We start from the raw sequence: 13,662 nt of genomic DNA, 5'->3' as shown, positions 1-13,662 counted from the left end.
TGATTTTCCAAGGATAGCTAACGTTACGATACTTATACGCAAGGATGCGATTTCGGTTTCAACAATGCCGCAAGAAATATGGCTTGGGGCGATAATACGGCCTCCCGCCGGTTACAGCTTAACCTGCTGTCCTGTCGCCCGGCTTTCGTTGGCCGCTTCGAGGAAACGGATGATCTCCAGCGTCTCCGTCAGCGGAATGCCCGGCTCTCTATTCCTGAACATCTTCATGACCTCGACCAGCAAGCTGGCATAAAACGGTCTGCCGTCCTTGGACACGTCGACCAGGCGCGGTCCTCCGCCAGTGTGCAGCGTGGCGCCGAAGCCTTGACCGGGTCGCCGGCTCCCCCGTACCGATCCGCCCGTCCTGCCAGATACCGGTAATGACGTCGAAATCGTCGTTTGCCGTCACGGTCACTTCCCTGCATCCTGTGCCCATGGCGCGATACAGCAGCTCGGCCGTATGAATTCCGTACCAGTAGTATCCCGGCTGCGTAGGTTCGAAATGCATCGGTCCGAAGGCATCGGCTCCCGTAATGGCTCCGTCAGCTTCCGCCAGAGCGTGGACAAGACCTTCGGAATACCGCAGCGCGGAAGTGCTCATGACCGGAATGTCGTATTGCTGCGCAAGCTCGGCGATTTCATGCGCCTCCCGCGAGCTCAACGCGAGCGGCTTGTCGATAAATACCGGCTTGCCGTATGGTGCGATGGCGCGAAACTGCTCCAAATGTACCCTTCCGTCGGCCGATTCGAGGAGCAGCGCATCGACCGATTCCGCTACGGCTGCCGGCGTTTCCATGATGGACACGCCATATTGCTCCCGCAGCTCTTGCGTAAAGTCGCCTACCCGGCCAATGCTGAGCGGGAAGTCTGCGGAACCGCCCGGATAAGCCGCGATCACCCGTCCTCCCGGCACATGGTTGGCATCCGACGGATCGTTCAGCAGCTTCGTAAACGCTGTTACATGCGACGTATCGAGCCCGATGATGCCTATGCGCAGCGCCGCATCCATACCTTAGCCCCGCTTCCGGTACGCTTCGATAAACTGAATCGCTTTGCGGATATCCTCCTCGGGTTGATCGCCGACCTCGCGCTCGATCGTCAAATAGCCTGTATACCCGATGTCTTGCAGCGCTTGGAAATACGCGTCGAAATCGACGGCGCCCTCGCCGGGAGGCAGTTCCCGGAAAAACTCGCCTGCGCTCACCATCCGCGCGATCTCCTCGTGATCCATCGGCTTGTACCCGAGGGAGCCGTAGATGGCGCGAGGGTCCGCTTCACGCAGCCGCAGTCCGTCCTTCACGTGCGTATGGACGATATAGTCCTTCAGCGTATGAACGCCTTTGGCCGGGTCGTCGCCCGTCACCATGACCATATTGGCCGGATCGAAGTTGACCGCCATCCCTTTGGAGCCGAGGCTGTCCAGGAAGCTTTTCAGATGTACGGCGGTCTCGGGACCGGTCTCGATGGCAAAATAACCGCCGACAGACGAGGCATAACGGGCCAGTTGGCCGCAAGCGTCCTGCATCTCGGCATAGATCGGATCGGCCGGGTCCTCCGGCACCAGACCGATATGCGTCGTCACGATATTCGTACCCAAGTCAAGCGCCAGATCGAGAATTCGCTTCGATGTTTCGATTTTGGCCGGGTTCGCCTCCTTGTCTTGGAAGCCGTGTCCGCCCAAATCGCCGCACAAAGCGGAAATTTCCAGCCCGATCGAATTGAGATAAGCCTTGAGGTCTTTCCGAGCGTCAACGTTTAGATTCGCGGGGTCCATTTCCCCTTTGGTCGCCCAAATCTGCACGCCGTCGGCGCCGAGCTCCTTGGACTTCAGCAGACTCTCGCGCAGCGGCAGCTTGAAGCTGTCCGAAATAACTCCGATCTTGTTCGTCAATGCCATAACCTCCGCTCCTCCTTAGAGCTCGATTTCGCGACCTTGGGCGGCCGATTCGTAAATGGCGCACAGCATTTTCATCACTTCGACGCCGTCTTCCACCGGGCTCCGGGTTTCCGTTCGTCCGAGCGAGCTGTCGATAAAATAGTTGATCTCCTGTTGGAATGCAGCAATAAAATCAAACGAAGGATGGTCTACCTGCGGCGCGACGTTCAGAATCGTATCGTACTTCTCTGCGATAATCGCAAGCTCCGGCTCCAGTTCCGCGCCGCCCTTGTCTCCATACAGCTTGATGGATATCTCATCCTTCTTCGCATGCAGCGTGAAGCTGACATCGACCATGAGGCTTGCCCCGTTCTGGAAGCGGATGAGCGCATTAGCAACGTCCTCGACCGTATTGAATGCCGCATTGTAATCGGCTGCTTTGTAAAAAGACAGGTGTTCCACGTTCGAGCGGTTGCCGAGGCGATTGTACGTATTGGCCGAAACCGACTTGACCTTCGGCTTGCCCATCAGGTACCAGCAAATGTCGATAATATGCACGCCCAGATCGATCACCGGCCCACCGCCGGAGCGCTTGATATCCGAGAACCAGCCGCCCGGGTTGCCGAGACGACGGAGACAAGAGGCCTTCGCGTAATAAATCTCGCCCAGATCGCCCGCATCGATAAATTTTTTCAAAATTTCCGTATTGCTGCCGTACCGGCGTACAAAGCCGACCTGCAGCAGTTTGCCCGTCCGCCGCACCGTTTCTTCCACCTTCAAGGCTTCGGCCACCGTCTGGCATAGCGGTTTCTCCACGAGCACGTGCTTGCCCGCTTCGAGCGCCGCGATGCTGATCTCGGCATGGGTGTTGTTCCAAGTGCAGATGCTGACGCCGTGAATGTCCGGCAGCGCCAGCAGGTCACGGTAATTGGTGAATACTTTGGATGCGCCGTACGCTTCGGCCTTCGCTTTTGCCCGTTCCTCGTTCAAATCGCAAACGGCATAAATTTCCACTTCAGGATGATGGCTGTAGGCTCTGAAATGCTGCTCCGAAATGGAGCCCGCTCCGATTATTCCGATTTTGATTTTGCTCATCGTTCCCCTGTTCCTCCTGCTTCTCCTGTTGTTTTTCGGATTACACTACGGCTTCCTGCCACAACCGACGTACGTTGTCCATAGCGATTCTCGAACCGGTCCTCGGGTCTTCCATGCCTTCGAATTCAACGGACAAGTACTCGTCATACCCCGAAGCCTTCAGCACCCGGACAACCTCTGGCATATCGATGTCGCCTTGTCCGACAATGGCGCCCCGCAGGAAATTGCCGTGGGTCGACTTAAACCAGCCTTCGCCCGGATTGCGGTACGACGGACGGCGGTAAAAGTCTTTTAAATGCACCATGGACGCAAACGGAATGTTATTCGAAACGGCGCTGACCGGGTCCTCATCCACGCACAGAAAATTGCCGATATCCAGCGTCGTCTTGAAGTTGGCGCGATCTACCTCGTGCACGAGCCGGAGCACCCGGTCGCTCGCTTGTAAGTAGAAGCCGTGGTTTTCCACGCTTGTGACGATATCGAACTGCGCTGCGTAGTCAGCGATACGGCGGCACGCCTCGACGAGCTTGGGCAAATCTGCTTCGAACTGGCGGATCGACGTTTCGGGGATCGGGCGTGACGCGACGTCGTGACGCATCCGCTTTACTCCTAGGTCGCGGGCGATATCAACCTGGCGCATCGTCTTCTCAATCTCCTGCTCGTATGCTTCCGGAGTGGCCTGCACGAAATTTGCGCCGACCGCGTAGCCGGAAATATCAAGTCCCGCTTGGTCAGCAGTCTTGCGGATATCTTCAATCAGCCCTGGATTGTCCGTCAAGTCGTACCCGATCGGCACAATCTCCACATGCTCGCCTCCATTGTCGGCAATCCAGCGGATGGCTTCCGTTACGGTTAATTCCTTCTTATCGATAGCCCGGTATAAACTATAGGTGCTCAATCCCAATTTCATGCGTACATCCTCCTCAGCGAAGTCCGATATAAACGACAAGCATGCTTTTTAACGGCGCAGCAGGTCGTCCAGGAAGGAAAAGCGGTAAATCTGCTTCGGCCTGCCCTTCGCTCTGCCCCGTTCCTCTCCGGCCACCTTGACCAGTCCTGCGTCCATCCACTGCGTCAGCAGCCGGTGGGTGCTGCGGACGGTCACGCCGAGAACCGACGCCAGCTCGTGGACGTTGTAGTCCGTCTTGCCCGTACGGGTGAGCTGGGCGACTACCCGGCTCATATACGTTTGGGTCAAGCCGGCCTCCTCCGCTTTCCGTATCAAGGCAGCGTCCAGCAGCGACAGGCCGGCGCTGAGCGGCTCGGCCATTTCCAGCGGACCGATGACGCTCTCGTCCTCGCGGACGATGAAGCTGATGCTGCCGCCCGCGTCTTTGGCCCGCCGCAGCGCCATCCGGGCATGCGAGCCCGCCTCATGGGCGGACCGGCCGAAGCCGATGCCGATGCTCAGCGAAAGGGTGAAGGTGTCCTGCGCCATTTTGGCCAGCGGGATATATTTGTACCCCCCCGTATGGCGCTCGAACGTTCCCCGCGTCGTGACGAACAAAAATTCGTCGCCGCCGAGCGGGGTCAAGTGGCCTTCGAGCGTTTCGGCATACTCGAGCATCATCCGGTGAATGTCCAGCTTCAGCCGCTGCACGTCATGCTCCGACTTCCGGAGATCGGCCGCTTTGCGGAACCCGTCCACGTCGATCAAGCCCACCACAATTTGCGATTCCTTGCTGCGGCGGGATTCGGTCGACAACAGCGCCCGTTCAAGCGCGACGATGATATCCTGCTCGGTCGGCAGCACCCATTCGTTCGGCACGCCGAGCTCGCTTAGCTTCAACGACACGGAACGGAGCGCGGTTAAGGCAATCGCCGTGTTTCCCTGAGCATATTGCTCGGCATGAAAACGGACCATCGCTTCCGCATCCACAGGGTCTCGGCCTGCATAGAACGCCAGTTCAGGCAGCGATTGGCCCAGCTCGCGGAACGTCTTCACGAACGGCTGACGGGTCAGCGTATCGACGGACATGGCACCGAGCCGCCCCATCCGCTCCGCCCGAAACAACGACCGGTACAGTCCCGAGCCGTTCAACGGAACAAAATGAGCGGGTACGCGCAGTTGGAGACGGTCGTGGCATACCTGATATGGAAGCGGTCCCGAATATAAGATCACTTCGACGCGGTCCATCAGGTCCCGGGTCCGTTGGACCGCTTCCTCCAGATTCGCGTACGCCCCGGTGACAGGGACGAAAGACGGAAACGATTTCATCGCTTGCAGCATGACGGGAATCATCGGCTCCGGTCCGATCAGCGCTATCGGAATTCCTTTTTCTTCAGTGGACGGACGATAAGTCCCGAACATGACAACACCGCCTTACCCATGCTTGTGTTCAATCTATCTCCATTATACCTGACAGGAGGAATCTGCCAATTGCAAAAAGGTGACGTTTTCAAAGAAGAGCTTCATTTATGCCTGCCCCGCCGCCAGACGCTCCAAAGCAATGGCGGCGAGCGCCGACGCCCCGACCGGGAGGCACGCTTCGTTAAGCGTAAACCGGGGATGATGCAGCCCGAAAGCCTGCTCCGCTCCTGTCTCGGGACCTGAGCCAAGCCAAAAAAAGCATCCCGGCACCCGCTGCAAATAGACGGAAAAGTCCTCGCCCGCCATCGTCGGCTCCGCCTGTACGCGCCGTTCGCGCCCCAGACGCCTGTCCATGGCGCTCTCTGCGAGGGCCAGGCAGTCGTCGTGATTGACCAGCACCGGGGTCTGCGGAATGTACCGCAGCTCGGCTCGGCAGCGATAGCCTTCGGCGATCCGCGTCACGAGCCGTTCCAGCCGCTCCGGCATGCCGCTTTGCACCTCCGGCGCAAACGTCCGCACCGTCCCGGTCAGACGAGCCCGGTGCGGGATGACGTTGTTCGCTTCCCCGGCCTGCAGGCTGCCGACGGTCACGACGGCGGGCGCGAACGGCGAAAGCTCGCGGCTTACGGCGGTTTGCAGCGATAGAACGACGGCCGAAGCCGCCACGATCGGATCGATGCATTGATCGGGGATGGCCCCGTGCCCTCCTTTCCCCTCGATGTCGATCTCGATGCGGTCGACGGAGCCCATGAGCGTCCCGGCGCGAGTCGCTATTTTGCCTGCCGGAAGTGTCGGCAAATTGTGCAGCCCGTAAATTTCCGAGACGCCGTCCAGCGCGCCGTCCGCGATCATCGCTTTGGCCCCTGCGTTGATCTCCTCCGCCGCTTGGAACAGGAACCGTACGCTGCCGTTCAACCGCTCCCTCCGCTCCGTAAGCAGCCGCGCCGCGCCGAGCAAAATCGCCGTATGCCCGTCATGGCCGCAGGCGTGCATGACGCCCGGACGGCGCGAGGCGAACGGCAGGCCGGTCTCTTCCGTCACCGGCAGCGCATCCATGTCAGCGCGCAGCGCAATGACGGGCCCGGGTCCGCTGCCGCGAAGCTCGGCCGTCACGCCGTAGCCGCCGACGCCGGTCCGCACCTCAAGCCCGAGTCCGGTCAACTGCTCCGCCACCTTGCGGGACGTTTCCCGCTCGTCCAAGCTCAACTCGGGCTCGGCGTGCAGGTCACGGCGAAACGCCACCAGCGAGTCCGCAAGCCGTTCCGCCGACGCCAGCAGCCCTTGATTTTCCTCATGGTTCAGATTCATTGGTTAACCCCTTTCCCCGGGAACTCAAGCCATCCAGGATGCCAAATGCTCGCGGATGAACTCATCATCGTTCAATTCCGGGTAATCCCTGTACACCCGGTCGATCTCGTCCGCCTGTCCCGGGGACAGCGTTTCGTGAGGATTCAGGCACCAAACGCCTTTCATCAATCCTTGACGGCGGAGTACCTCATGGATGCCCGGAATGCAGCCGGCAAACCCGTGCGCCGGATCGAAAAACGCCGCGTTCGCATCCGTCACCGCTACGTTGCGGGTCAGCCACACGCTGCCGATTGTCTCCGATTGCCGCACTTGCTTGATTTCCTCCAGCAGTTCGACCGCTTTGCGCGTCCACACCGCCCAATGCCCGAGCAGCCCGCCGACGACCCGTTTTTCTACGGGCTTGCCGTCCACCATAAAGCGGTATACGGTCAGCAGATCGCTCACGATGTTATCATCGTTGCCGGTGTACAGCGCAATCTCGTCGCGCCGCGGCGAATAGCAGACGGCCCGCGCCACGTCGATCGTTTGGTACCGGTTAAACGGCGCCATTTTGATCGCCACAATGCCGGGAATCGTGGCGAACTCCTTCCAAAAGTCGAAGCTGAATACTTTCCCGCCTACTGATGGTTGCAAATAAAAGCCGACAATCGGTATCTTTTCGGCGACCCGCGCCGTACGTTCGAGGATTTGTGCCTCGCTCAAGCTTTGCAGCCCGCCCATGCTCAGCAGTCCAGCGTCATATCCGAGTCCGACCGCCGTATCCGCTTCGCTTAGCGCCTGCTCGGTCGGGCCACAAATTCCGGCGATTTTCAGGAACGGACGCGCGATGTTTGCCCGGTCGACCTCCTCAGACGCCATCCGCAGCACTTTTTCGAATAGATTGAACTGCGGCTCGCGGATTTCAAACTGCGTCGAATGTACGCCCACCGCGACGCCTCCGGCGCCGGATGCGATATAATAGCGGGTTAAAGCGCGCTGGCTGCGCTCGTCGAGCCGCCGATGTTCGTCCAGTGCCAGCGGGTGAGCGGGAATGACCAGCCCTTCGTGTAGCGCCCGGGATTGTTCCGGTGACAACGGTTTTCTGCCGCCCATACGTTAAAATTTCCCCTCTCTTTCCTGAAAGTGCGTCGGCTTATTGATCGTCTTGCCTTCGTGCAGCACCCATTCGGCCACCCAATCGATCATTTGCAAAAGCGATACCCGCGGATACCCGAACAACTGCATGCATTTCGACGCGTTACTGAGCAGCGCCGTGTCTGCCTCCTGTCCGGTGAACCTCGCTTCCGTACCAAGCCGCTTGGCGAGCTCCGCGGCCGCATACCGGATCGAAGCCGTCTCCGGGCCGGTCACGTTCAGCACTTCCGCCCCTTGCTTGCAGCGCAGCAGCGAACGAAGCGCAATCTCGTTGGCATCGCCCTGCCAGATACAGTTAAAATGCCCCATGGACACGTTGATCGGGTGGCCTTCCTTCAACGATTTTGCAATTTCGAGCAGCACCCCGTACCGCAGATCGATCGCATAATTGAGACGGTAGATCAACACCGGCGTTCCGTATTGATGGGAAAAATGCTCAAACACCCTCTCCCGCCCGAGACACGACTGCCCATACTCGCCGACCGGCGACGGAGCTGTCGATTCGCTCGCTCCGCCCTGGAGGACAGGAGTCAACGGATAGACGTTGCCGGTAGAGAATACCACGATCCGAGAATTGCGGAATTTCTCCGCCACGCGTCCAGGCAAATAAGCGTTCATCGCCCATGTAAAATACTCTCTGCCCGTGGTGCCGAATTTCGTCCCGGCCATATAAACGACGTTTTTCACGTCGGGCAGCTTTTGAAGCTGCTCATCGTTCAGCAGATCGCACGCGATCGTTTCGACGCCAAAGCTCTCCAACTCTTCCTTCAGCCCTTGTTCGGAAAATCTCGACACTCCGTATACTTTGCGGCTGACCCCCGATTCCCGGATCGCGTTGATCGCCAGCTTGGCGAGACTCGGCCCCATTTTGCCGCCGACGCCGAGCAGCATGATGTCCCCATCCAGCGACTTCATCTCCTGCACCAAAGCAAGCGATGGCTCGGCAAGCTTATGCTCCAGTTCCTCCACGGTTTTCATCGATCGAAACAGCTCCCTTCGTCACGTTGATAGCGATTTCAATATCATCATAGCGCCAGCGGGTATTTAGAGACAAATCTTTAATTTGTCTTTAAATTAAGTTGGCAAAGCCCAAACGTTTGCGCGCAGGATGGGCGACTACGGAGTCCCAATTGGCACAAAAATCCAATATATGGTATGTTAATGCTGAAACGTTCCGTTGCACGAATACGTTTGGAGGTCTTATCAGATGAAACTAAAAGTTTTTCTCGCCTGTTTGTTCGCGCTTGCCTTCGCGGCCGGGATCTGGAATGACGCACCGAAGAAGCACCTTGCGAAGCCGGTCAATTCAAACGCGAGCTCAAGCGCATCTCCGGATGAAAAAGCAAATGCGATAATCTATGTTCCGATAACGGATGACGAATACGCCTCCATCCGAAGCGCCTCAGGCGCGGACAGTTTATTCATCTATAAGTTTCAAACAGATGATGAGAATATCGCCTGGATCGATTGCTGGATGGAGCATTACGTGAACGGATCGTATAGGGAGACTCTGGCATCGATGGGGACGAGTATGAGGTCCAAGCGGGAAAATAAGCTGTATTGGAGCCTGACCAGCGTAAACGATAAGGAGCAAATGTGGATTGTTTCGGTGCGGAACGGAGGCAGCTTCTCTTCCAGCAAGGGAACCATAGCTAAAGAAGCTTTTGCTTCCTCTCAAGCGGGTCCGATTATTAACAGCCAAAAGATCGTACCAGAGGAGCCCATTACTTTAGGTGCGATCGTACGCAAAAAGGAGCAGGGTCCGACGAGTTTCAGACCGGATCCTGACGAATTAATCAAATCGTACGATGAAGTTTATCTGCTGAAATGCCGTTTTAAATCCTAATTCAGTTGCGTATCCCGAGCCCGAGCCTGAGCCGTACCCTTTCAGTTGCAGGAATTGCGCCTCGCCCCGGGCAAGCTCTACGGCAAAATATCATTGCCGGACATCAACGGGTTACCCTTCCTCTACAAGTTTCGGCTCCCGGAATGCGCCGTAGCTTTCCAAGTATTCGAAAAAGGCCTCGTCCCCGTTGCCTTCCAACAAATTCAGGAACGCATACGAAATCATGTCGATCCACCCCTCCAAGCGGTGAACGTCCTCTTCCGCGATCAACCGGTTAGAACGGAGCATGCCGTCCGGATGAACGCCCCACGCCCGGCTTAAGTGGCACATCCCCCATACGGCGGTGACAATATCCCGGTCCAGATGCGGAACGTCCGGCCCAAGCCTCTTTTGCAGGATATACAGAGCGTATATGACCTCGTGCAAGTTTTCTTCGATCAAGCCGCGATACGGACGAAGCGACATCAGAAATCCGGTTTGACCCTTCGGATGATCGATCGCCTCGTCACTTGAGAAACTGTGCAGCATCAGCAGCCGCTTTGCCTCTTCTTCCGTCATGGTCTCCCTCCCACTTTCCTTTCTGTCAGTGAACCGCTTATTTAACTTCTTCGTGGAGAGAAAGAATTCCTTTCCAGAACCCCCTCATCTGTCCGGCTCCCGATGATAACATTGGCGTCATGTTCTTCGGAACGAACCCAATTTGGAATCAATCCATATTGGGCAAAAAGTTCGGCCGTCAACGGCGCTTGCTTCTCGCTCGTTTCGACTAGTAGATAGCCTCCCTTTGCAAGCCAGAGATGAGCTTCGGCTACTATTCTTCGTTGGACGTCAAGTCCATCGGCTCCTCCATCAAGCGCAATGCGTGCCTCGTGGACGCGGGCTTCCGTCGGCATGAATTTTATTGCCTCGGTAGGTACGTATGGGGCATTAGCTATAATAACATTGACGCGGTTATAAAGTTGAACAGGGATCGGATCGTAGAGATCCCCTTCATACACAAAGCCTTTGTCCAAATGAATATTACGACGGGCACACCGTACTGCAGCAGGGTCGATATCAATCGCATGCAATTCAATACGTTCCGTTAAAGCGACTAATGCCGCGCCCAAAGCTCCGGAACCGCAGCACATGTCTACTACTACATCTCCTGGTCTAGTGAGGGCCGCAGCCTGTCGGACTAAAAACTCGGTCCGTTGCCGGGGCACGAAGACGCCGGGCTCCAACTTCATCCGCAAACCACAGAAATCCGTCCACCCGATAATGTGTTCAAGAGGAAAACCAGCAATTCTGCGATCCACCAGTTTGGCGAGCTCACTAAAATTCTTCGAAGAAGACATAAGCAACCGGGCCTCCTCCTCTGCAAAAATACAACCGGCATCGCGAAGCTTCCTAACGATCGTTTGCCAAATGGTACTTCCATCTTCACGATAATCCACGTATCATCCTACTTTGACATGAATTTTGTATCAACACCAGTCTACATGCTATCGCTGTTTCTCAAAATGTAGAATACTCTTATATTTAAACTATCCCGCTCCTAGTTCAACAAACCTTTACTATTCGCTAGATTGTCTGTTTCATGAATCAGATCGCGTAACAAGCCTTGAGCCTTCTCCAAACCGGCCTGATCTTCTGTGACCAAGGTCCAGATGTTATTAATTCTATTGGAGTATTGGCTTGGCACCATGCTGAATGAATCGGCGATGGCAGCAGCTCCTTTTTCGTTCATCCAATAAGTTTCGTTAAGCGCAAACAAAACCTGATTCAAGCATGAGACTGACCTAAACCAACATCCGGCAATGTAAGATAAATCTTTTTTATAGAAACCTTTTGTCCCAATCTCAAGGGAGAAATTCGCTTCCCATAGAAATTTTCGAATGATCGATTTTTGTAAATCGTGCGGGTACGGATTTGTTCTGAACTTCATTTCCCCCACAACACCTGATGGGTCCCATAACACCTTACACAACGCGATTTCAGCGAAATAGATCGAATTAATAAATCCGTGAGGATGCCCCGGTTGATAGTCGATTGTGATATCTCCCACGCCGCATTGGTCCATTACTTTTGACACTTGATTAAGATCACGATATAAAAAATCGACCGGTATTTGATTCACTCTCAGCCAGCCGCCACCATTAATCCATGGTCCCCAGCCGCCGATTTCTGTTGTTAAGTTGTCCCTATTATCATCATCCAAGATGGAGGCTACCCGACGCAGTTGGGCAATGTCTAACCCGCTCTTGCCGTTATAATAAATGCCAATATCAATATCGGAGTCGGGATTTTCAGTCCCTCTGGCTCTAGAACCGCCTAGAACCAGAGCTTGCACACCGTTAATTTGCTTAAGACGATCAATAATGTTGGAAATAATATATTGCACATCCACCCCGCTCACTCCTTTCCGTATATAGCTTATTTAAATAATAATCAAATTCAATGCTTACCGAGTATGGAAAAAATTCGTTTTAACCAATCTGCCCGCCAGCTTAAAGATGTATCAGCCCAATGATGAAAAGTAAAATAAACCCATCGCCATAAGGGGATGGGCTCTCTTTGATCCGTCTGCAGCCACAACGATACATTCAATGTATCCGGTCAACATAGCGTCCGTAATCCGGAACAGCCACACGATCAAATTGCCCGGACAGCCTCGCGAGCCCTCTGGCAAGCTCGTCGCCGAATACCGGCACTCCGTGTCCCGTCACAGCGGCAGCGGGCTTCAACGCTTCCAGTCTCTGCACGGATTCCTTGGCCGCCTTCCAATCCGTCGTAAAATAACGGGGCGGGCCGCAAATCTCTTCAAATTGCAAAATAACCTTAAACAGGGAATCCTGCCGTACCGTGACGAAGGCGTCACCAGCGATCAGCGTGCGGTCAGCTTCCCGGAACAGCGATACATGGCCCGGCGAATGACCGGGCGTCGGTATCCAGCACCACTCCGGTAGTCCAGGAATGGTACCGTCGGAGGGAAGCGCCCGGACATGCTTGCCCAAGTTGACCGGCTCATTCGGAAACAAGGGTGATAGCTTCGCGAGCAGTCCGCCTTCGACGGACGCGTCGGGGTCCGGGTAGCTTTGCCGCCCGGTTACATACAGCAGCTCCAGCTCGTGGGCGTATACCGGAACCTGCCAAGCCTCCGCCAGCTCGACAACGGCGCCCACATGGTCAAAATGACCATGGGTCAGCACGATCGCCTTCGGTTTGCTGTGTTCTCCGAACTGCTCCCGAACCACGTGTTGGATCGTATCGGCGGAATGCGGCATTCCGGCGTCTACGAGCACCCATCCGTCGGCCGGTTCGCGATTGCCGATAAAGCATACGTTAACCACCTGGACGGTCAGGCAGCATACCCGCTCCGCCACCGTCTGCAACGCTCCGCTTTTGACGGAAGTGATCGGGATGTACCGGTCGTCCGCTGTATTTTCAATGTCTCGATCCGTATTCGGTTCCTTCATAGGTTCTCCTTTTGCTTTATGAGCCTTTTTTATACAGTTAGTATGCGGAGGCTTTCAACCAATTATGAGCAAAAAGAAGGAACTGGACCGAGGCTTACCGAATGTTATGTAAAGAAACTTCTATTTTTTAACTTTCAAGGAGTGATCGTATGGAAATTACAAAATTAACATCCCATGAACAGCCTCCAATGGACTTGCTGTTATTAGCAGACCCTTCCCCGAGTCTGGTTGAAGAATATATTCAAAGAGGCCAGTGCTATGTCGCCAAAGCGGAAGAGCTTATTCTCGGTGTGTACGTTCTTCTGCCCACCCGACCCGAAACCGTCGAAATCGTCAATGTCGCCGTTGATGAGCGCCATCAAGGCCAAGGCATTGGCAAAAAGCTGGTCAACCACGCGATCGAAACCGCGAGGCAGCTTGGGTATAAAACGATTGAAATCGGCACCGGCAATTCAAGTATCGGTCAGCTCGCTCTGTATCAGAAATGCGGCTTCCGCATGGCCTGGATCGACAGAGACTTTTTCATCCGGCATTACGAGGAGCCGATTTACGAGAACGGGCTGCAGGTGATCGATATGGTGCGTCTCTCGCAAGATTTATAAGAAAAGCCTCTTAACAATTATTAACAAAAAAG

Annotated in this window: 14 protein-coding genes; 2 read left to right on the top strand and 12 right to left on the bottom strand. The window is 55.5% G+C overall.

The features are described 5' to 3' along the window. Positions 1–208: 208 nt before the first annotated feature. From QMG93_RS08515 to QMG93_RS08480, 8 genes are all read right to left on the bottom strand, one after another. Positions 209–1,009 carry a Gfo/Idh/MocA family oxidoreductase gene (locus tag QMG93_RS08515; RefSeq protein ID WP_413789274.1) on the bottom strand — a complete coding sequence of 267 codons (801 nt, stop codon included), beginning with the start codon at positions 1,007–1,009 and terminating at the stop codon, positions 209–211. A 3-nt stretch (positions 1,010–1,012) separates the two neighbouring features. Then, entirely contained in the window at positions 1,013–1,897 is an 885-nt protein-coding gene (locus tag QMG93_RS08510) for a sugar phosphate isomerase/epimerase family protein (RefSeq protein ID WP_281935380.1), read from the bottom strand. 15 nt (positions 1,898–1,912) lie between these two features. After that, complete coding sequence (locus tag QMG93_RS08505) at positions 1,913–2,971, bottom strand: Gfo/Idh/MocA family protein (protein ID WP_281935378.1); 1,059 nt, start codon at positions 2,969–2,971, stop codon at positions 1,913–1,915. Between the two features lie 40 nt (positions 2,972–3,011). Further along, a complete protein-coding gene (locus tag QMG93_RS08500; protein ID WP_281935376.1) occupies positions 3,012–3,881 on the bottom strand; it encodes a sugar phosphate isomerase/epimerase family protein in 870 nt (289 codons plus the stop codon). A 48-nt stretch (positions 3,882–3,929) separates the two neighbouring features. Further along, complete coding sequence (locus QMG93_RS08495; RefSeq protein ID WP_281935374.1) at positions 3,930–5,282, bottom strand: hypothetical protein; 1,353 nt, start codon at positions 5,280–5,282, stop codon at positions 3,930–3,932. A 105-nt stretch (positions 5,283–5,387) separates the two neighbouring features. Further along, positions 5,388–6,590, bottom strand: a complete 1,203-nt coding sequence (locus tag QMG93_RS08490; RefSeq protein WP_281935372.1) for a M20 metallopeptidase family protein — start codon at positions 6,588–6,590, stop codon at positions 5,388–5,390. 24 nt (positions 6,591–6,614) lie between these two features. Further along, entirely contained in the window at positions 6,615–7,682 is a 1,068-nt protein-coding gene (locus QMG93_RS08485) for a dihydrodipicolinate synthase family protein (protein WP_281935370.1), read from the bottom strand. 3 nt (positions 7,683–7,685) lie between these two features. After that, complete coding sequence (locus QMG93_RS08480) at positions 7,686–8,702, bottom strand: NAD-dependent epimerase/dehydratase family protein (RefSeq protein ID WP_281935368.1); 1,017 nt, start codon at positions 8,700–8,702, stop codon at positions 7,686–7,688. Positions 8,703–8,931: 229 nt separating this feature from the next. On the opposite strand from QMG93_RS08480, the gene QMG93_RS08475 reads away from it, so the two are divergent. Further along, positions 8,932–9,570: a hypothetical protein gene (locus tag QMG93_RS08475; protein WP_281935365.1), complete on the top strand. Its 639-nt coding sequence runs from the start codon at positions 8,932–8,934 to the stop codon at positions 9,568–9,570. Between the two features lie 111 nt (positions 9,571–9,681). Here the strand turns inward: QMG93_RS08475 and QMG93_RS08470 are convergent, their stop codons facing one another. From QMG93_RS08470 to QMG93_RS08455, 4 genes are all read right to left on the bottom strand, one after another. Next, positions 9,682–10,128, bottom strand: coding sequence for a hypothetical protein (locus QMG93_RS08470; RefSeq protein ID WP_281935363.1), 447 nt, complete (start codon positions 10,126–10,128; stop codon positions 9,682–9,684). Between the two features lie 41 nt (positions 10,129–10,169). Beyond that, positions 10,170–11,006, bottom strand: a complete 837-nt coding sequence (locus QMG93_RS08465) for a putative protein N(5)-glutamine methyltransferase (RefSeq protein ID WP_281935361.1) — start codon at positions 11,004–11,006, stop codon at positions 10,170–10,172. A gap of 101 nt (positions 11,007–11,107) precedes the next feature. After that, positions 11,108–11,959 (bottom strand): nucleotidyltransferase family protein, encoded by an 852-nt coding sequence (locus QMG93_RS08460; protein WP_281935359.1) that lies wholly within the window; start codon positions 11,957–11,959, stop codon positions 11,108–11,110. 196 nt (positions 11,960–12,155) lie between these two features. Further along, a complete protein-coding gene (locus tag QMG93_RS08455; protein ID WP_281935357.1) occupies positions 12,156–13,028 on the bottom strand; it encodes an MBL fold metallo-hydrolase in 873 nt (290 codons plus the stop codon). A 149-nt stretch (positions 13,029–13,177) separates the two neighbouring features. Here QMG93_RS08455 and QMG93_RS08450 point away from each other — a divergent pair, with 149 nt between their 5' ends. Then, the gene (locus tag QMG93_RS08450) at positions 13,178–13,630 is read left to right on the top strand and encodes a GNAT family N-acetyltransferase (protein WP_281935354.1); all 453 of its coding nucleotides are present in this window, start codon (positions 13,178–13,180) and stop codon (positions 13,628–13,630) included. The last annotated feature ends 32 nt before the right edge of the window (positions 13,631–13,662 follow it).

Origin of the sequence: Paenibacillus tyrphae (assembly GCF_027925525.1) — a bacterium.
In the GTDB taxonomy this organism is placed as follows: Bacteria; Bacillota; Bacilli; order Paenibacillales; family NBRC-103111; genus Paenibacillus_G; species Paenibacillus_G tyrfis_B.
The sequence above is the reverse complement of the archived record's forward strand: the minus strand, read 5'-3'. Positions and strand labels throughout refer to the sequence as shown.